General features: G+C 43.0%; 21 protein-coding genes. All 21 read left to right on the forward strand.

All coding sequences use genetic code 11. The features are described from left to right. The 21 genes from NYE35_RS14080 to NYE35_RS14180 all read left to right on the forward strand — a co-directional run bounded on the left by NYE35_RS14080 (position 1) and on the right by NYE35_RS14180 (position 20,564). Entirely contained in the window at positions 1-213 is a 213-nt protein-coding gene (locus tag NYE35_RS14080) for a hypothetical protein (RefSeq protein ID WP_341121345.1), read from the forward strand. Between the two features lie 75 nt (positions 214-288). Next, positions 289-1,578, forward strand: a complete 1,290-nt coding sequence (locus NYE35_RS14085; RefSeq protein WP_076138807.1) for a hypothetical protein — start codon at positions 289-291, stop codon at positions 1,576-1,578. 1 nt (position 1,579) lies between these two features. Then, complete coding sequence (locus NYE35_RS14090; RefSeq protein WP_076138806.1) at positions 1,580-1,960, forward strand: head decoration protein; 381 nt, start codon at positions 1,580-1,582, stop codon at positions 1,958-1,960. Positions 1,961-1,975: 15 nt separating this feature from the next. Continuing rightward, the gene (locus tag NYE35_RS14095) at positions 1,976-2,989 is read left to right on the forward strand and encodes a major capsid protein (RefSeq protein ID WP_341121348.1); all 1,014 of its coding nucleotides are present in this window, start codon (positions 1,976-1,978) and stop codon (positions 2,987-2,989) included. A 14-nt stretch (positions 2,990-3,003) separates the two neighbouring features. Then, positions 3,004-3,393 carry a hypothetical protein gene (locus NYE35_RS14100; protein ID WP_341121350.1) on the forward strand — a complete coding sequence of 130 codons (390 nt, stop codon included), beginning with the start codon at positions 3,004-3,006 and terminating at the stop codon, positions 3,391-3,393. Next, positions 3,383-3,817 (forward strand): hypothetical protein, encoded by a 435-nt coding sequence (locus NYE35_RS14105; RefSeq protein WP_076138803.1) that lies wholly within the window; start codon positions 3,383-3,385, stop codon positions 3,815-3,817. Before NYE35_RS14100 ends, NYE35_RS14105 begins: the two co-directional genes overlap by 11 nt. After that, positions 3,817-4,386 (forward strand): hypothetical protein, encoded by a 570-nt coding sequence (locus tag NYE35_RS14110; RefSeq protein WP_076138802.1) that lies wholly within the window; start codon positions 3,817-3,819, stop codon positions 4,384-4,386. The genes NYE35_RS14105 and NYE35_RS14110 overlap by 1 nt, the downstream gene beginning before the upstream one ends. Next, positions 4,383-4,961 (forward strand): hypothetical protein, encoded by a 579-nt coding sequence (locus NYE35_RS14115; RefSeq protein WP_076138801.1) that lies wholly within the window; start codon positions 4,383-4,385, stop codon positions 4,959-4,961. The genes NYE35_RS14110 and NYE35_RS14115 overlap by 4 nt, the downstream gene beginning before the upstream one ends. After that, positions 4,958-5,392 carry a hypothetical protein gene (locus NYE35_RS14120; protein WP_076138800.1) on the forward strand — a complete coding sequence of 145 codons (435 nt, stop codon included), beginning with the start codon at positions 4,958-4,960 and terminating at the stop codon, positions 5,390-5,392. The genes NYE35_RS14115 and NYE35_RS14120 overlap by 4 nt, the downstream gene beginning before the upstream one ends. Positions 5,393-5,465: 73 nt before the next feature. Further along, positions 5,466-5,654, forward strand: coding sequence for a hypothetical protein (locus NYE35_RS14125; protein ID WP_076138799.1), 189 nt, complete (start codon positions 5,466-5,468; stop codon positions 5,652-5,654). Between the two features lie 42 nt (positions 5,655-5,696). Further along, the gene (locus tag NYE35_RS14130; RefSeq protein WP_076138798.1) at positions 5,697-6,479 is read left to right on the forward strand and encodes a hypothetical protein; all 783 of its coding nucleotides are present in this window, start codon (positions 5,697-5,699) and stop codon (positions 6,477-6,479) included. A gap of 70 nt (positions 6,480-6,549) precedes the next feature. Then, positions 6,550-6,882 carry a hypothetical protein gene (locus NYE35_RS14135; protein ID WP_341121353.1) on the forward strand — a complete coding sequence of 111 codons (333 nt, stop codon included), beginning with the start codon at positions 6,550-6,552 and terminating at the stop codon, positions 6,880-6,882. Then, positions 6,812-7,159 carry a hypothetical protein gene (locus NYE35_RS14140; RefSeq protein WP_341121356.1) on the forward strand — a complete coding sequence of 116 codons (348 nt, stop codon included), beginning with the start codon at positions 6,812-6,814 and terminating at the stop codon, positions 7,157-7,159. The genes NYE35_RS14135 and NYE35_RS14140 overlap by 71 nt, the downstream gene beginning before the upstream one ends. Positions 7,160-7,256: 97 nt before the next feature. Continuing rightward, the gene (locus NYE35_RS14145; protein ID WP_341121358.1) at positions 7,257-12,464 is read left to right on the forward strand and encodes a phage tail tape measure protein; all 5,208 of its coding nucleotides are present in this window, start codon (positions 7,257-7,259) and stop codon (positions 12,462-12,464) included. Further along, positions 12,465-13,268 (forward strand): phage tail domain-containing protein, encoded by an 804-nt coding sequence (locus NYE35_RS14150; protein ID WP_341121360.1) that lies wholly within the window; start codon positions 12,465-12,467, stop codon positions 13,266-13,268. A gap of 16 nt (positions 13,269-13,284) precedes the next feature. Beyond that, complete coding sequence (locus NYE35_RS14155; RefSeq protein WP_341121362.1) at positions 13,285-16,464, forward strand: hypothetical protein; 3,180 nt, start codon at positions 13,285-13,287, stop codon at positions 16,462-16,464. A gap of 12 nt (positions 16,465-16,476) precedes the next feature. Beyond that, on the forward strand, positions 16,477-17,070 hold the full coding sequence (locus tag NYE35_RS14160) for a hypothetical protein (protein WP_341121364.1): 594 nt from the start codon (positions 16,477-16,479) through the stop codon (positions 17,068-17,070). Position 17,071: 1 nt separating this feature from the next. After that, the gene (locus NYE35_RS14165; RefSeq protein WP_341121365.1) at positions 17,072-17,179 is read left to right on the forward strand and encodes a CD1375 family protein; all 108 of its coding nucleotides are present in this window, start codon (positions 17,072-17,074) and stop codon (positions 17,177-17,179) included. Between the two features lie 85 nt (positions 17,180-17,264). Further along, positions 17,265-19,472, forward strand: a complete 2,208-nt coding sequence (locus NYE35_RS14170) for a phage tail protein (RefSeq protein ID WP_341121367.1) — start codon at positions 17,265-17,267, stop codon at positions 19,470-19,472. Positions 19,473-19,545: 73 nt separating this feature from the next. Beyond that, complete coding sequence (locus NYE35_RS14175) at positions 19,546-20,124, forward strand: hypothetical protein (RefSeq protein WP_076138790.1); 579 nt, start codon at positions 19,546-19,548, stop codon at positions 20,122-20,124. Further along, positions 20,121-20,564, forward strand: coding sequence for a hypothetical protein (locus NYE35_RS14180; protein WP_076138789.1), 444 nt, complete (start codon positions 20,121-20,123; stop codon positions 20,562-20,564). Before NYE35_RS14175 ends, NYE35_RS14180 begins: the two co-directional genes overlap by 4 nt. The last annotated feature ends 67 nt before the right edge of the window (positions 20,565-20,631 follow it).

Consider the following 20,631-nt stretch of genomic DNA (forward strand, 5'->3'; position numbering starts at 1 on the left):
ATGCAACCAACAGTAGGACGTATGGTTCACTATTTTAGTTATGGTACGCCAGGTGGTGAGTACAAAAGCGAACCAAGAGCGGCGATCATTACTCAGGTTCATAACGCAACGTGCGTTGATTTGTGTGTGCTTAATCCAACGGGAATGCTCTTCAACCAAAACGTTGTTCAAGGACAAGATGGAGGTAAATGGGATTGGCCACAAAGAGTATAATTCTGATGCGCTAATGAGTGCGGAGGTGATCTAATATCTAATTGTTCATTACGAGAGGGAGGTGAGAATTAGTAAATGGCTAAACCAACAACTGAGCAATTAGCATTAATCAATCAACTTGCCCGTGTTCCACTCACGGAAGATGAAACGTATGTCTTTCCCGCAAAACTTGTAGGTGATCAAATGATCCCTAATCGTTTCTATCGCCTTACTCCTAACTTTTTGCGGAAAATGGCAGTCCAAGCTAAAGCAGGCGTATCACTATTGTTGGATCACTCATGGGCTAACCTTGGTATTCTAACAGTTCCAATAGGAAGAACCTTTGAAAGTCGATTACAAATGGATGGTGATGAACTGGCACTGTATGCAGATCATTACATGAAACTTGGCCAAGAAGTCGGAGATATCAAGATTGACCAAATAGCAGATGGCATTGATGCCGGAACTATCTTTGATACTTCAATTGGCTTCACGGTAAGCAGCCAGACGTGTTCGATCTGTGGTCAGGAGTATTTCGGTGGGAATTGTCCTCACATTCGCGGTAGAGAGTATGATACTAAACTTTGTACTGTTGATATCAATGACGGAGATCTCATGGAGAATTCACTTGTCTTTGACGGAGCTTATCCCGGTGCTGGGGTAGTAGGGATGAGTAATACCACGGAAACTCAAGCAAGTGCCAAATGGGAGTCTTTATCTGAAGATGCGAAGTCACTACCAAGTGGCGGACGCGTCTTTTATTCTTTTAGCGGAAAATCTGGGCTTGATGGATTTGTAATCAAGCAAGAAAAAAACAATGAGCCTGAAACACAGGCCAAAGGAGATGACACTGTGACAGATGAACAAAAAGCTGCTTTAGCAGCATCACAAACACAAGCAACTGCACTAGCGGCTGCAAATGGTGTACTCGGACAAGTCCGAGCAGCATTGGGTGTTGAACATGACGCTGATATCCCGGCGAAACTGACGGCTTTGAGTGCTCAAGCTGCTGATGGCGCGGCGTACAAAGTTAAAGTAACAGAACAAGCCTGTGGCGCTGGTGTCCGGGCGCTGGGCGAAGCATTTAATACTGAAACCATGAAAGCTATGCTGTCTCACTTGCCGGTATCTGAAATCGAAAAGATCAATGCAACCTATGAAGCACAGGCTCAGGCTGCACTGGGCGGTGGTGGACGACATACCGAAGGTGATAACCCTGAACTTCCTGCCGGTGCAGCCAACGGAACACCACCTGCCAATGCGCAAGCAGCGGCTCAAAAGACACCAGAGCAACTTCAGGCAGCTGAGAAGGAAGCAGCTAAGACGGCTGCAATTGCAGCCCTCAAAAACACTGGCAGAGGAAATCTGCTGAAGGAGGACAAGTAGTATGAATGGTTCACAATACAATGGCGCTCCGGGCCCTGGTCCAATTTACACTCAAGAATTCACAGAAGTTCTTGCCTCGACGGATCTACAGGCCAAACTGCCCGGAGGAATCATGCTCAAAAAAGGACAAGGAGTCCTAAAAAAAGGAACAGTTATTGGAAAAATAACAACAGCAGGTGCAGATAAAGACAAGGCGGTAGCTTACAAAGCTTCAGCGAGCGATGGATCTGAAGTTGCCTTGTGCATTCTTGATAATGATCATGATACAACTAATGCTGATATCGGCGCCTCAGCGTGGATTGCCGGCATATTCACTGAATCTAAATTGACAGGCATTGATGCAGCGGCTAGGACAGCGCTTAAGCTTTGCTACTTTGTATAAGGGGGAAAAACATAAATGCCAAATGTACTTGATCCATATTTTCTAACTGAAGTTGTCGAGAATATCAGAACAGACGTCAACAGTTTCCGTGGCGCTCAAATTTTGACCAACGGCGTTGATTTCAAACCGGAACTTGGACTGACCATCGAATACGATATTAAGTATGACGATACTGGTATGACACCACCTACCGGCTTAAATGATCCTTCGCCGATCCACTCAGCGCCTGTTGTGAAGCACATGAACTTCACTAACCAAGAATGGCGTGAAAAAGTCATTATCGACCGTGAGAAGATTGCAATCCTCCGCAAGCCAGGAACAACCCTTGAACAAACATGGGGCGAAGAATACATGATTGACCAAATGGTTAACCTCAACCAACGATTGGAAACACGGTTTGAGTGGATGCGTTGGCAGTCACTTACGGGCAGTCTTATAGTTCCAGCTACAGCAAATAAGCCGGCTCGAACAATTGATTATGGCGTACCATCCAACAACAAACCAACTGCATCAGTGCTTTGGAGTAATGTAGCGACGGCTGATCCTCTGGCAGACCTCGATCTTTGGATTCTCAGATTCCGCGGTAGTGGTGCTCGGCCAGTGAGAATTGTCGTTAACAAGCAGGTAGATATTTATTTGAAACAGAATGCCAAAATTCGTGAGTTAATCAAGTACACCTATGGCAAGGATGTAGTTACATCCGGATCTCTTGCTGAAATCATCAGTCAGAACCTGAACGGTCTTCAGTATGAAGTTTACGATGGCGGATACATTGACGATAACGGAACATTCTATCCTTTCATCCCTGATAACGCCTGCATCATTGTAGGACAAGGTATGACTGGTTCTATTATGGATCTAGTAACCAGCCCGAACAACTATGAAGATATCTTCACTGGTCATACAGGTAAGTTCGCAATGGCAAAATTGATTAAAGGCGATCCTGACCAATGGCAAGCAATTAACGGTGCAACGGTTCTACCGCGTCTGAAATACGTCAACTGGCATATCTTTGCTACAGTGGCGTAAGGGAGGGGCATACCATGACAATCGTAAAAGTGTTGGTTGATGCTGTAGGGGAATATAATGCTGGGGACATCGTAACAGATGCCCCCGAAGGTCTTGTTGATATTGTAAAGAGACAAGTTCGGAACGCAGCTACGGGTGAGTTGCTGGCTATTTTCGTAAATAGCAATGAAATTGTCAGTGATAATCCTTCCGAACGCGAACTAGAACTCCAAGTTCAACTTGAAGAATCTAAAGCACGAGAAGCGGAGCTACAAGAACAAATTGCAATGATCCAAGCAGATGGAGAGTTCAAAGAACTTAAAGCTGCTGCTAAGGAATTGAAGATTCCTGGTTACACCAAAATGGATGCTGATGAGCTGAAAGAGGCTATCAGCGCTGCTGGTGGTGACGGTGATGGCAAATAAAATCCTTACCACGGAAACATATCATGAGGAAATAAGAGGGCGTCTAGGAGTCGGTGAGGATGTATTATCCGATGCTGACATAGACGCTCTTTCTGTTTTACCCATAGCTGAAGCGAAGGTTATTACAGCAGTTCCGGATTATGCTGAACTGATTGATGATGATAGGAACTATGTATATGCAGCGGCTGTAAGCATGGTCGCTGCCATACTGGCTCCATCTATGACTGCAAGAATTGCCAAGTCCAAGAAAGACTTCGATTACTCCATTGAAAATCAAGTTGTGGATTGGCGTGCATTTGGAATTCAATTAATTGACGATGCATATGCGCTAATTGATTTGATATCCACTGTGACACCAGGAACAGATGCCCCGATATTTGGCGTTGCTGGACCAACACGATACAAGGAAAGGCGGCGTTACTGATGTTCAAACAATTCGCTCACCGCCACTCTCCGTGTTCTGTAAACGGCGATCCGGATGTAGTTATACTTTCTAGGGATACCCGAGCAACAACGATTGTCGGCAAAGAATACATGTACAATGGTTTATTTGCTCCAACATCGCTTGTGAAACCGGGAGACTTAATCGAAAACGGTGATACTTTCTTTGTTCAAACCTTGCGTCCAACCACTGAGAAGGATAAATACTGTTCATTGATCAAAACCAATGCAACAATAACAGTCGAACGTTACTCGCAAAAGTATGACGAAAATGATAATGCTATCGGTGACGAAGAGTACAAGCCAGTTGCAGAGAATGTTATCGCTTTTGCTCAATACGTCACTGCGCGACTACGCCAAGACGATCCTGGGTTACTACCCTCCACAACTTACACGTTGCAATTACAAACAACGGTTAATATAAAAGACCCGCAGGACGCCATCCATCCAGATCAGGTCATTCTCCACGGTAAGGCTTATCAGGTGGATGCCGTTGATGTAGTCAAATACCCAAATCTACTGCATGTGCAGTTATCGGACAGTGTGCGATGATCACTGGATATGATGCTACAAGGGCGTCTAAGGATTTAGAACACAAGCTGTCTCTCCAAATTACCGGGTTAACAAAGATTGTCCTACTGACTGCTAAAGGTGGCATTCGCTACTATCCAGCAGTACGAGATAAACTTCAAATGGAAATGTTCGTACTCGCTAATCAGATGATTTCAGGAGATATTACAGCAGATTACTGGCAGGCATGGCTTGAACAGTTTGGTAAGGGATCTTTAATGGCGGATGCCTCACAAAACCCCGGTTTAGTTACTTACATGAATTCTGATGCGTGGAATCGACTAAGATCACGCAGCAGTAAGGTGGTTGTAGGGCGTGGACAAGGGAATTACAAAAGCATAGATGGTACGATGCGTTTCTCAGGCGGTGGCTATGCTGGAGTGGACCTGGAGGAGCTAGCAGAACGCGGAGATATTGACCCGAAGTTCAAGCCAACACCACCGACCTATTTTCTACGTATCGCAATCCAGTCCAATCGTAATCGAATCCTACAAGGGATTACGGAGGTAATTGAAAACTTTCCATACCACAAGTACTTTTTGGAGGATAAGACATGAGCCTTCATCTGATTGATGCTATTCAGAACACGCATAAGGCTGACACGGCGCTTATGACTATGCTAAAGCTTACGCCAACTGCAAATGGCGAACAAATGGCAACTCGCTTCACAAAAGGTGTAGAGCCTGAAATAGTAGTGACAAAAGAAACCGTACCACATATCTGCCAGTACATTATGCCGGGGCAATACGGACGAAACCCACTCGTTTTTCAAGGTAAGTTTTGTATAGACTTTTACGGTAAGACTGGCTATGAGGCGAAGCTATTATTCGAGCGGTCATTTGAACTTTTGCATGATAAGCGGATCGTTCAGCCTAAGTTCCACTCATTTTTGTGCGTGTTAGCCTACGATGGCGACTTTGCAACAGGGATCAGCGGTGTTAAGAGTTATAAAGGTATCTACGATATCGACTATATCCGTATTAATTAAGCAGGGTTAAAGCATGAACGTGATTGTAAAGTGTAATTGAAGTAATATAGAAATAAGGAAAAGGGGTGATACGGTGACAGAGAAACCCGAACTTAAGAAAGAGCCGACAGAGCTTGAGGAACTTGTGAAAGAAAAAGTTAAGCTGGCTAAAAGGCTCGGACTAATGGAGCAAGGTACACAACCGATTGAAGGATATAAAGAAACGAACGATTACAAACGAATTCAAGAAATTGATTTAAAACTATGGGAACTGATCAAATAAACTGATCAGTTCCTTTTTTATTACCCAAGGAGGGATATACGAATGCAGGAACCATTAGTATTTGATGGAGTCGGTAAGATATGGATGAGAGATTACGATGGGACTCTAAGATACATTGATGAAAAAATTAACAGTGTTATGTTCGCACCGCAGTTCTCCTGGACGAAGGTATTTGGTGGACAGTCCGGTTATGCATTTCACTTGACCGCACAAGATTTGCAAGATGTGCTTACAATTGAGCTGCCGCGTTATTCTGCTGTAATTGCTGAGATTTCTCAAGGGGCAGAGACAAAAACAGGTCCTGTTGAAATCGATGAGAACGAAGAGGGCATTCTCGGTGCTACTGGATATGCCATCGAAGGAATTGAAGCTTTTGGTGGTACGTTTGTTAAGGATAGCGACGAGGTCTATCTTAAAGCGGTAGATGGAACGCTAAGCAAGCTTGAAAGAGTGGCTTCAACACCAACCATTGGGCAATATGCAATTACGGCGGACGGTGTTATTACATCTGCAACAGGGAATTTGAACAAAAATGTGATTGTGACCTATAAATGGTCCAAACAAGGAACATCCAGCAACTTCAAAGGAACACGGCGTCCTAAACCATTTAAGTTTGTTCACCGTTTTGAATTGATAAATGACCGAACAGGTCAACCGGTGCAGGTGCAGTTGACGGTATACAAAGCTGTGGGTGGCGGTACGCTGAATGTTGGAGCTGCACGTAAGACTCCTAGCACAAGCACTCTTAATCTGGAGGTTTTGGAACCAGATGTCACTCCAGATAATCCAGAAGGTATTGCAGCAACGATTATCTTCGTAGACTAGAAGCAACAATTAACAATGACGGTCCCTCGCTGTTATAGCGGGGGATTATCTATTTTGAGGAGGAATAACAATGCAAAAGCAAATCGATGAAACGTTAAATATAGGTTCAGAAGTCAGACTGGCTGAAGGACTTGTTAAGAATGTGAAAATCGGAACTATTGGAACTATACGACAGGTTCGAAGAATCATGAAGGAGATACCTTATCAATTTTCTGTATCTATCGGCCGGGAACCATGGATCGAAAACGATCTAGGAAAAGCTGTGGACTGGCCTAAGATAGAAGCTGCCTATCGCGAATCTTTCAATCTTATTTTTGAAGACGGTCTGCCAGATGAAGAATATGATCAGGTCGATTTCGAAGGTATCGAGGAGTTGGAAAAACTCATTACCCGATTTCTATGAGGAATCGTTCCCTCCTGATCCGGACGCTGAGGAAGAAAGCGAGAGCGAAGGGACGGAAGAGGGAAGAGAACAAACACTACTTGATGCATGGGCCTTATGTGTAACTCTAGGCATTCCAGATAGCGAATGGGAAAACATTACTTTCCCTAAGATATACGCTCTCAAAAGAATTAGAAAGAGGAATCAAGAGTTCCAAATTGCTCTTCACGGTGGAGAAATCACCAAAAAGCCGAAGAAAGCAAAGTATCTATCTGATTTAGGTATCTTTCCAAAATAAAAAGAGGTCTCCGCATGATGCCGGGGACCTCTTTTTCTGTATGTAGACGTGTCAGTAGCAAAGGAAAATTTTCCTTAACAATCAAGGGGTGATGGCAATGGCAGACAACAAAGATGTAGTTGGTGCTCGAATAAGTTTAGATACATCTAAAATGATCCCAGCATTTAAGGCGATTGACCAAGGAGTAAAAGGGAACGCAGAAACCTTTAAAGTGCTAAATCAGGAAATTACGGTAACCACTAAAAACTATACAGCGTTAGCAACGGCTTCTAATAAACTTGCCCTCACTTCTGAAGAGCGGCGAAAGAAGATCATGGCTGAGTCGGAAGCTCTTGTTAAACAACGAACAGCTCAAACCGAGCTGATACAGACAAAGAAGAGCCAGATGGAACAAGCTAATAAATTAGTTGATGCTAAAATGGCTGCACAAGAAGCTATCATTAGAAAAAGATATGATGCTATTGAGCAACAAGAGCGAGAACATCAAAAACGGATGGAAACGTTACAGAATAAAGCCACCGCTAGTGCTCTCAAATTAACAACAGGAAGTTCGTCATCTACAGGAACAGATAGCACACGAGAACGTGTATTAATGCAGGAACAAGCGATCCGGAAAAAAATAGCGCAATTAGCTGAGAGAGAAAGTCAACAATCTCAGAAATATGCAGCGAACTACGAGAAGTTTTGGTTAAATGCATTGCAGGCTAGAGAACGTAAAGAAACACAGGTTCGCGAAAAGGCATTACAAGAAGAACAACGTATTCGCCGTTCGTTGACTCAGACACAGACTCAGATCAACGGAATTACGGGTACAGCCGCACAGTTTGCTATGACGGGAACTTTGTACTATGCCTTTACGAGAGGAGCCACTGAGGCAATCAGTCTCCTTAAAGACTTTGAGTATGAACTAGTTAACGTTCAGCGGGTCATGGGCGAATCCGCGGACGTTGGGTATGTCAAAGATTCCATGATATCCAGCGCCAAGGAATATGGGTATGCACTTCGAGAAGTCGCGAGCGTTTATACGCTCATCGCTCAGAATGGCTTTGACGAGAAGCAAACTGAACAACTGGCCAGAACAGCACTGATGGCTAAAAACGTTGAACAATCCTTTCAAAGTGCTTCCCAGGCTCAAGAATTAATGACAGGAGCAATTCTCAACTACGGGATGGCTGCTGAAGACTCCGAAAAGTTGCTTGATAAACTCAATGAAGTTTCCAACAACTTTCCAACAACATCTAAGAAGCTCTTAGAAGGTATAAACCGAGTGGGTGCTACAGCTAAAAACGCTGGAGTGGACATTGACGAACTCATCGGATACTTGACTACACTGAATCAAGCTGGTTTTTCTGGTTCTGTAGCTGGTAATGCTATAAAATCCTTTATTAGTTTCTCCAGTAGACCTATAGCAGTAGACAAGCTAGAAAAGTATGTTGGAGTGATGAAACAAGCCAATGGCGATATGATGAAGTTCCCAGAATTACTTAGTAAGATCGCAGCTCAGTGGGATAACCTCTCAGATGTTGAACGTAACGAAATTACGCAAGCGATCGCTCGGGGAGATCAAGCATCAAGGTTTATCGCATTAATGAATAACTACAGTAAGGTTATGGATGTAGCTAAGGTTTCAGAGGAATCATTTGGATCTGCACAGAGAGAAAATACTTTGACTATGTCCACCTTAACGAAGCAGTCCGAGCAATTACGTGCATCTTGGGATGAGCTTATCGTCTCTATTGGTGATAGCGGATTACTTGGCGGATTAAAGTTAATCGTTGGTCAAGCTACTATCTTGCTGGATGGATTTAACCATTTACCAAGTCCAATTAAAAATACCGTTACGGCGATCCTTTTGTTAGGAGGCGCAATTTCTGTTTTAAATGCAGGTACAAGGATTCTAACCGGACAAACCCTTGTCTCTTTAGCTACAGGTGTTGCAGGAGCGGCTAAAGCTATGCTCGGGATGAAGGTTGCAACCGATGCAGCTAACGTATCACAAAAGGCTTTTATTGCCACGCCAATAGGTGCTGCTTTAGCAGGACTAGCAGTTGTCATAGGTGCTGCTACAACAGCATGGGCCTATTATAAAGGTACACAAAGTCAAGTGAGTGATGAGACTATGCAACAGAATCGAAAAACAGCTGAACTAGTTGCTAGATACGACGAACTGAAATCTATCGTTGACGATAACACTAAATCGGACAAAGAAGTTTCTGCTGCGAAATCAGAACTGGCGAATGTAATGGATCGACTCAGTGCCACGATGCCTGGTCTTGTATCACAATGGGATGAACTTGGTAATGCGAAAGAGCTGGATATTCAAAAAATTGAAGAATGGAAGACGCGATATTCTGAGAGTATCAAAATCGTCGAACAAGCGAATCTGGATGCTGCCACGAAGCGAAAAGCAGAGTTAGAGCAGGAGATTGCCTATACTGACCTTGCTATTAAAAACGCTTCAGAGAGCGACCTGAGTTTAGTTGATAAGGTATTAGGAAAAACAGTTCAAACCCTACGGGAAATGTGGGGCAATGAGATGATTTCTTTGGGAACAGAACTGTCCCAAGAAGAGCAAAAAATCCTTGCAAGTAAATCAGCCATTGATGCCCTTAATGGTGTCACAGAGGCAAGTGTAGCGGCGAATAGTAGATTGGCCACAGCTGCAGCAGATTCAGCGGATTCAATGGAGAGTTACTCAGATTCAACGGACGCTGCCTCCTCATCAACAGAAGAACTATCTGATGAAGTTAAAGCCCTCATAAAAGCGCAAGAAGAATGGGCATCAACAGTCAAAGGAAATAGTCAAACGGTTTCGGAACTAAACGGAGTACTAGATGAACTGGCAAAAGGTCAGTCCTTAAATGCTTCAAACGCTACAGATCTAATTAACAAATATCCTGAACTTGCATCAGCGATTTATAAAACTGCAGATGGATGGGCATTTGAGACGGATGCGGTTAACAATCTACGGAAAATGAAAATCCAGAAAGCTATTGATGACTTAAATTCAGAGAAATCGTCAGCATTTAATACAAAAGTAGCTACCGACGAAAGATTATCTGCCTATCAAATTGAAGCAGATGCTATTAAGAGCTTGGCACACCTAAAGGCTCAGTTAAATGGTAGTAAGGCTATCACAGGAGATAACGTTACTCAAACTGGAGATGATCTCAAATACTTTAAATCACAGTTTAGAGAAGCGGGTATTGCTCAAGCAGCAACAGAAGCGGAAATTCAGAGCATTATTGATGATTACGATGCAGCGGCTAAAGTTTACGATGATAAGATAGCTGCACTTAGCAGTATGTATCAAGATCCATCCTTTGGTGTATCTTCTAGTAAAAATTCTAAAGATAAAAGTGGTAGTAAGGATAAATCAAAATCATCAAATGCAGAAAAGGCAGAAAAGGCAGCAAAAGAAGCGGCTGCTGCACGCAAGGAAGCATATGATGAGGAAATGGATAACTTCCAGTATGTAGCAGAACGGCAAGGTTGGTCCATAGAACAACAGATTTCGGGTTACGAGCGGCTTAAGAATCGTCATAAGCAATACCTTGCCGAAGATAAAGATGCCTCAAAAGAATGGACTAGAGACATTCAGGCACTTAATGATAGTAGGTACAACGAAGATGTCTCGATTCTTGAGAAAAAAATCGAAAAAATGAGACAGGCAAATCTCCAAGAAATCGAAATGGTGAAGACATCACTTAATTTTTATAATAAAGAGTTGTCGAAGTCTTATTTAACTACAGAACAAAAAGCGGAAGCTCAAAAACAAGTATTTGATCTGACGGTGAAATACAATGAGCTTCGTTACCAAAATTCCCAGACATGGATTGATAAAGAAGCCACTAAGATGGAGATGGCTGGAAAAAGTAAGATTAATATCATCACCATGGAACTACAAGCCTATGAACGCATGGCAAAAGATAAAAATCGAACTGCCGAGCAGAGCTTTGCGTTAGAAAAGCTGATTTACGAGCAAAAGAAAAGCTTGCTTGAGCAACAATATTCTGACTTTCAAAAGGATTTGAACCATAGAAAGGCTATGGGTCAGACTACTACCGAAAGTGAATTGCAGGACTGGTTGAAAATTCAGGCTATTTATCGTGTTGGTACAGATCAACGGATGGAAGCGGACGAACAAGTCTATGCACTACGTCAGAAGCTGATTGAAGACGAAACTAAGGCCGTTGAGACGTTGGCGAAAAATTATAAAACGAGCATCGAAGCTTCTAAAAACGCAGCTATTAAAGCAATAGAGGAAGAACGGGATGCTTATGTTGCTGCGAAGGATGCTGAGATCCAAGCTATTGATGATTTACTTAGTAAGCAACAGGAATTAAATGAAGACCAAGACTACGAGAGTGCACTATCAGAAAAGCAAGCTAGATTAGCTTTGCTTGCCTCAGCCGTAGGACCGGATGGAATCGCAGAACGGAAACAGGTTCAAAAAGACATTGAAAAGTTGCAACTCGATCATGAGCGCACCTTAGCTAAGAGAAGCCTGGAAGAGCAGAAGCAAGCCCTTCAAGATGAAAAGGACGCTAAGAAGGAAGCCTATGACAAGGACATCGAAGCTACTAAAACACATTACGATGAGTTGCTCCAAGCACTTGAGGACTTTTCTTCCGATACTGCCAATCGAGCGGAATTGATGAAAAACATCCAAGTACTGAAGGAATCCGAGAAGAATGCCGAGATATTAGCTCAGTTGGATCAGTTTATTGCTGACTATCAATCAAAGATGAGCTCTATTACTGCACTAACACCTACTGTGAGCGGATCCACAGCCTCTTTATCAGTAGTGGGTACATCTAAGAAGGATTTAGATTTAATTGAGTACAACGCCAATAAGGATGCTTGGACAGCTGCGCAGTCGTCAGGAAATACAACGGAGGCGTCTAAGCTAACGGCAAGAAATGAAGAATTACGTAAATTGTATGGAATAACAAAGGATACCGGGAAATTGCAATCATTCCATACCGGTGGTGAAGTCAAAGGTGATTTCAAAGGGCAAGAAGTTATTGTAAAAGCTAAGGTTGGTGAGAGATTTTACACTGAACAGCAGCATGACAATCTTTTTAAAATGCCGGAATTCAAAATGCCTTCAATAAACTACTCCTTACCTCAATTTTCAATGCCAGCAGCGTCAGGAGGATCTGGACTCGGGCATGATATCCGTAGCGACGTAGCAGTCAATATGGGAGATATTTATATTGCGGATGATTCTACAGCGAGGGTGTTTTGGACTGAGAAAGATAACTTTGTACGTAGGTCACAATCAAGAATGGGGGCAAAATAATTGATTGCAGCAACAGCGGATGGAGTTTCGTTTGCGAGTATCGGGCTGGGGCTGAAATCTCATAACATCCCCGTCTTGCCGCCAACTAAGGATAATACAGTTGAACTGGCTGATCGTGACGGAGCACTAGATTTTGGCAGTACCTACGGTCCCAGACCATTCAACCTTGAGTGCATAATAATGGCCGATGATCCTACATTAGATTACCAAAGAAGAGTCGCTCTTGTAGCGGCTCTTTTTAACATCCAAAAAGGAGATATTGTATTTACCTTTGAAGATCACCCGGGAAAAAGATTTATAGGTAGATACGCAGGGACGATGGATATCACAAAGCTGATTTTTGATGGAGAGGTTTCAATCCCCATCAAGATGAACAATCCATATCCTGAATCAATCCAGGATACAACCGTTCGTGAATATGGACAAGGATTGGAATATGGGCAAGGGTATTCGTACAGCGATTATGCAATGTGGATCAGTACAAATGGTCAGAACGTCGTCGTTCGGAATGAGGGCACCGTTAAGGCTTTCCCGATCATTCGAATTAGCGGGGCGTTCTCAAATTTTAGTCTTTCCGATGGACTATCCACACTCATACTATACGGCACGAGCAGTGCTTCAGATGTGTGGGAGATTAATTGTGATCCAGATGAATGCACAGTTTTCCTCAATGGACAAAACGCTTATTCAAGAAGCAATTCAGTTTTCTTTAAACTAAAACCAGGGAATACATTATTTACAGTAAGTGGCAGTTCGTTATCGCTGAATCTCGCATTTATTTTTAGGTACAAATATCTCTATTGAGAGGGGGACTATAAATATGTCATTTAACCGTAGAACGATAACTAAAGAACTTGATATGGCAAATTTGAACAAGCACAACGATAATTATGCTGATATTGAAGCGACCTTGGATGCACATGATGTTGCTGTGGGCGACTTTAATGCGCATATCGCCAATGGGAATCTTCATACCACCTTAGCCGAAAAAACCAAGCTGGCAGGGATCACGGCTGGAGCTGGCGGGGCTGGATCTGCTACAGATGCAGTAATAGGTAACCGAACTATTGCGGATACCACAGCTCCGACAGGAGACACAGGAACTATTACAACCTTGCTGGGCTGGCTGGCCAACATGATCAAAGCAATCACCGGCAAGTCAACCTGGCGTACAGCCCCGGCTACTACGCTGGAAGCAGCTAATACACACATGAACAACAGCGATCTGCATACAAGTGTTGCGGAGCATACCAAACTGGCGGGTATTCAGGCGGGCGCAGAAGTCAATCAGAAAGCATTCGCTCAGGTCAATAATATCCCTGCTGGAGATAAGTCAGACACGCTCACAGTTACTGGTGGTACAGGGATCACAGTAACGAATAACCCAGCTACAAAGACTATGATTGTAACAGCAACAGGAACTGCTGCTCCTGGCGCTCATGCATCCAGTCATTTAACTGGTGGATCAGATCCTATCCCTGTAGCCACTATTACAACACCGGGGCTTATGAGTGCGGCTGACAAGTCGAGATGGGACACTGAATCTCTCACTTCTATCAATTTAGTAGCTGGGCAGCAAATTCTAAACGCAACAAAGAACGCTAGACTACAAGGATTAAAGGTACAGGGTAGGACGTTAATAGATTTACTTGGTGGGGCTGGGAGTGGAGAGAGTTTAACGGGTTTTACACAAGGCGGTGGAGCTGCGGAAATATCAACAACTCAAAAAAAATCAGGAAACTCTTCTTTTAAATTTGTGGCTACCGCTGGAAACAAATATCTTCACAAGGATTATGACTATCCAATAGATAGTTCAAAGCAATATATTCTTGGGGCTTGGGTATTCCTAGAGTCATTTACTGCTGGTTATATCTCCTACGGATTGAGACAGAAGGGTACTATGATCGTAGTTGCTGAGAGTACAGTAATGGATACGTCCAAAATTGGAAGCTGGCAGTTTGTACACGCAAAAGTTCCTTTAGGCTCAGTGTTTCCTACGTCAGGATTTCGTTTACTATTCGGACCTGCGACAGCAGCCGCAAACATGACAGTTTATATTGATGAGGTCCGCCTATACGCGGTATCCGCAGCAGATTACGCCGCCATAGGAACCACAATCACAGGCGAAGCTATTGATCGTCTCTTACCTTATGTACCTCCAGGTATTAATGGAGTAGATGGGTTATGGGTAAGACGGTATGGACGAAATTTGTATGACGGAGGGATTGCCTCCTCATCTCCCGGTATGACTTACGTAGAGAACAATCAGAATAGTATAACGGTAACTTCAAGTGCTGCGTTAGCTCGTTATGCAACAACAAAAAAGTATCCTGTACTGCCTAACACTGTCTATACCTTAAGCTTCGAAGGTATCAACGTATCTGGGGGAGTAGACGCGCCAAGGATTTGGGTGCGAAAGGGAAGCGATAACGGGGCAATCAATGCTGCCATAGGAATAGGGTTTAAATCTCTGACGTTTAATACGGGCACAGAAACAGAGATTATTTTTTACATTTATGCGTCGACAGATTCGGCAACAGTCCAAACGAAGCGCTACGACAATATTCAACTCGAAATCGGCAGCACAGCCACACCGTTTCAGCCACGCGAAGACAGCCTTATCGCCTTTGGTGGAGTAGAGTTACACGCTAACCCAACAGATGGATCAGAACCGGATATACTGCGTGAGGTTAACGGACGGTATGAGGTAACGAGGTTATGGCGGGAGATCTCGCTATCAGGATTGCAAGATTGGACAGTGCTCAGCACACATACAGGTTATAAACGACTAAGAGCATTGGGGATAGCGCCAACACTTTCGGATTCTTCTATATCGGCGTTAGTGAAATTTGATGGAAAGGTGTTAACTCAAACATTCAGTGATGTTCCATCTTCGGCGGCAGCAGACGTTTATCGTACCTCAGCATCCGGAAATACAACTGTCACTGTTTCCTCTGCTGACTCCGGTTGGGGAGACTCCTATACACCGAGTACTGACGAGATAAAGGCTTATTTTAATGGTTACCAAATGGGTAGTGTGTCAGGTGCGACGTTTACTACTCCGTATATCAGTGGTACAAAAGCATGGCGCTTTGTAATGGGAGATACCTCTACAGGAACGAGCACCTTGCCTACTGACCAAAACTACGGATATGTAGGATGGAAACCTTATCAACTCCTATACCGTCTAGCATCTCCGATCACCGAAACAGTTCAGGAAGATGGCGCTCTTTCTCTATTAGAAGGAGATAACTTTATAGAGGTAGGTAGTGGGTATGTATCGAGGGAGCGGATAACACCGTACCTTTGGAATAGCTACTACGAGTCTAACATTAGTATCGTAGGCATGGAGTCAGCAAAGCTCAAGTACAAAGTTTTTAGCATAATGTCCGTTTACGAGTCATCACGCCTATTCCAGAAGTGGCGGAGAATAACATTCGGACTAGCAGATACGTTATACGGCGAGAGATTTAACATTGCACAAGCAGATTATGATTCATCGCAGCCTTACAGCGTCTCTTACATTAAATTGGATAAATCACAAGTACCTTCAGTTACAGGATTCTACGCTGCCACTGAGAAGGCACAGTTGCATGATTTAACAGACGCAGTGATAGAGATAGGTTCAGCGGTCAGCACGTTAGCAGCAAGGAAATCGGAGAAGGACGCGCCAGGATGGATTGCACCAACGTTACTTAACGGATTTACTGCGCTATTCAGTTCGCGAGTCCCATCCTATCGTAAAGTTAACGGAGTTGTTGAGTTTACAGGAGCGCTAAAATTCACCTCTTCAACTGTTAACGCTAACCTTGTTATATTTCGGTTGCCGGAAGGGTACAGACCAAAGGATCAACTGGACTTTGGTGTTTTATCAGGAAGTGGCGCGAATCGTGTATTTGGCGGGTTGGAGATTATGCCAACGGGCGAAGTATACGTATTAAGCGGTATGGGTGGCGATGCTATTTTTCTGGATGGACTGCCAACGTTCAGAGTCGAATAAAGGAGGGATATCATGAGCAAAGCAGTACCTACAATCGGGTTGGATGGCCTGTATATAGAGGACATAATACAGGACGATTCCTTTACTGGGGTAGTCCCTATTTATGCCCAGCCAGAGCCAGAAGAAGCGCCTGAGCTGCTGGAAGACGAAGAGATCAAAGATGAACTGGACGTACCAGAAGAACCAGAACAGCCAAGAGAGATCATCGGTTATCTCGTAGGCATTCCGTTGCCGACCGGGTTGTATCATCCGCGTTTCGATCTGTTAGCATGGGATGCATATCAGGACGTTGTACTAGAGGCACAGAGCGATTATGCCGACGAGCTACATGATTGGCGGGAGCAATGGGCGGAGGGCGAGAAACAAGGTCCTGAGCCAGTTTACACACCTCCAGTACAACCTGATAACCTTTGGGTAGAAGGCTTAACACCAGAAGAAGTTGCAGAAAGAACGAAGTCTGGAGAACAGACGGAGCTCGAACAGCTACGTGCAGAGAACACAGAACTAAAGCTTGCTCTGACGGAACTTGCTGAAGCTCAAGAAGCTGATAAAACAGAGATGCAACTAGCACTCGCTGAAATCGCTGGCTTGATCGGAGGTGAGTGAAGTGGCCAAAGTATATTTTGATTTGATCCAAAAGGATTTAAAGACAATCGATGACGTTCCACTGCGATGGAAGAGTGGTGTACAAGAGTTATTAGATAGTGCCACATAGTAGGCGTTTATTTTGCCCTCGGAGCTGCTTCGGGGGCTATTTTTTGTTAAGGAAAATTTTCCTTGGCTAATAAGGAGGTTTAGAGTTGGATTTCTTGGAATCTTACGATAAGAATATGGTGGCAATAGGGTCTTTAGTAAAATCCTATGATGTTACCAGAAAACGCCGTATAAACTCAGATTACGAGTTGTCTTTTTTGGTACCGATGAATTCACGAGACTACTTAGAGAAAATATTGATCAAAGGTCATGTCAAAGATGAGCGCGGTCAGTTCTATGTGATTAATAGCAGGTCTAGGGTTCGAGAAGATCGAAAGCTCACAGCGTCTATAATGTGCACACACGTAATGTTCAAGCTAACCGATTTCAAGTTCCCATACGTTTCCTATATCGCTGAAGCGTATGGTGTGCATATTTCGCAACTTACAAATCTCATCTCTGCCGCAACCGGCGGACGTTTTACATTTGCCATTGATGATGCATTTGATCTTTGCGATGTTAAAGATTTCGGCCAAGGGAACTGCCTTCAGGCACTAAACAAGGTCATTGAAATGTATGGATGCGAGATAGAGGCGGATAACTTTGTCATTCGCCTCAAGAAGCAAATTGGTAAAGATGAAGGCATGCAATATCGTATACAGAAAAACATTGTTTCAGATCAATTTAAAGATGATGCTTCTTCGCTTGTGACACGCCTATTTTGCCAAATGAAGGACGGTAGAACTTGGATAGGCCAATCTGCATCGATCCTCACCAACGAAGAGAGGACACTGCTGGAGGCTGTGCCAGATGCAATTATTAACGGCATTCTGCAAGTTAATTATCTTATCTCTCCATATGCTGCGAGCTGGGGGAGTAATTCGGTTCCGTATTTCGATGGGGAAATAATAGAGCAAGATATTGAAGAAGTTTCGGATCTGCTGGAGGCTGGTAGAAAGACATTGAGGGAGAAGGAGATTCCTAGCTTTGAAGTCACTGCGGATAGCGCAGACTTGTACAAAATTAGAAGCAATGCGGTGAAACCAGACCTCGGGGATACCGCCTATTGCTATGATCCAGATATCGGGCTAGTCAACCTTAAATCTCGGATCATGGAATTGACGGAATACCCATATACAAAGGAAAAGCATGCTCAGGCAGTATTATCTAATGTTGAAGTTAAAGACATGGATGATATTATTGCTGATTTGGATAAGAGCAAAAAGCTAGTGGACAACTTATATTCTAACGGACGTATCCGAACAGAGCTTTTTGAAGCTGTAGCCAAACAAGTCATTACAGATATTAATAACTCAAAAACAGAATTGATATATCCACCTGACGGGGGAATATTGGCGCTAGAGAAGACAAATCACCTTGAACAAGTCAGACTCACTTCCAAAGGTTTAGGTATCTCAACTGATGGATGGAATTCGGTACGATCAGCAGTGACAGCACGCGGAGTTTTAGCCGAGACTGTTATTGGTCAATTTGGTAGCTTTGTCTCTATGCTTATCGGCACAGGGAATGCAGTCACTCAAATCAATACAAATGGCATAGCAGCGGGACACTCAAACTTTAATGAAGCGCCTTTTCGAGTAGATATGGCTGGTAACTTGGTAGCTAATAAATTGACAGCAAACTATGCCTCAATAGCGAATTCTAACTTTTCTGGTGGGGCTATTGTAGGGTCATCCATCAATGTAGGCAATGGCAAATTTGTAGTTAATTCCTCGGGCAGTGTTTATGCAGCTGATGGAACCTTCCAAGGAACCATTAATGCTAAAGGTGGAAGTTTTGAAGGGACAATCTATGCAGGTGGAGAAATCGTTGGGGGGATTATTACAGGTGCTCTTCTGAGAACAAGTGCGATCGGAGAAAGAGTAGAGATGAGTTCAGGAGGATTAAGATCCTATGACTCCAATGGAGTTAAGCGTGTAACGATCTCGAATGATGGTATGCACAAATATTCAGGTATTGGTTTTTGGTCGCCCAGTGGAATAGAGAGAGCTGGAATGTATGCTGAAGAATATCTTTCATTTCTATATGCCCAAGGACCACTTCAAATTCTTTCATTTGGAGATCGGGTATTCTTTGCTGGTTCAGTTGATTTTTCAAGTGCCAATGTATATGGGCTTAAAATTCCCAGTATAGAAAACCTCCAGTCAACTTTAGATGGATTACAAATTGCGTTAGGCAGTAAGGCTGAAAAGAGTCAAGCGGGATATAATCTTGCATTTGACAATACAAGTCGTAACTTAAAGATGTTTAGCAACACAGGAGCTCTTCTTGCACAAGTAAACATTCCCTCATAAACTATATTGAAACTTCTAACCCTTTATTGCGATAATACAGATAAGAAATATTTACTAATAAGGGGTGTTTTAGTTGAAAAAGTTCATCTCAGGAATAATTATCGGAGGATTGATATTCGGTGCAGTGCCTGCACTTGCTTCAAGTGGTTTGGTGGGTCAAAAAGTCCAAGGTATATTTTCGATCGAGAAGAGTGGGAATAAAATAGCCGAAGCTGTCGTTATTAACGGATCGGCTTATGCTCCAGTTAGAGCGTTGGCAGAGGCAACAGGTACAAAGTTGACTGTTGAAGGGAAGAAAATAATCATGGGTAATTTAAGTTCCTCAGTTATGATTGATGGAGTGGAGTATGATCTTAAAATTAAAATTACAGGCGAAATTAATACATTAAAAGAGAATATTGCGTGGTATGAATTCAATATCAAAGGAACACAAGAAAATGAAATAAAACCTGCAGAGGAAAATTTAGTTAAGGCAAAGATTTCCGACAACGGAACACCAGAAAGCGCTTTGGTAATATCTAGTATTGAACAACGAATTAAGGAAAGTAAAGCACACATTGCAGAACAGCAAAAACTAATTGATCAAGCGAAAGCAGATATAGAGAAACTACAAACTCAAATAAAAGATCTCGAAGGCACAAGTAAGAAATGAAGAAAAAGATCATAATTCTAACTTCTACTGTAATTGCGTTGCTTATCGCATTTTTAGTGATAGACCATTTAACAAATGATCCTAAGAAAAGTGCATATGAAAGAGCAATGAGTAAACCAGTCCCAACATCTTCAGTGGAGCTTTTCGAAAAGGAGACGTTCGAAATTGTCCGGATTTACGATGAAAAGTCAAAAGATCTTCTTCCATTAACCGAGGATGAAGAAACCATATTAAATGACTACTATAACAATTACTCAAGGAATCCTAGGTTGAGTGGTGAACAAGAAAGTATATATTCAAAGATTGTTGTATTAGAGACAAGTTACTATTTATTCATCAGTTCTAAAGACAGTAAAGAAAAAGAAGATATAAAAACAGCTAATGAAGCAATCACATCATTCTTTAGTTATCTTGAAGGTTTGAAGACAAATAAACCGTAGTACTACAGTATATAAACAAATATATTCTATAACTAAGAAAGCCTCTCCAATATTTTGGAGGGGCTTT

It is taken from the genome of Paenibacillus sp. FSL L8-0494 (genome assembly GCF_038003695.1).
GTDB lineage: Bacteria > Bacillota > Bacilli > Paenibacillales > Paenibacillaceae > Paenibacillus_AQ > Paenibacillus_AQ odorifer.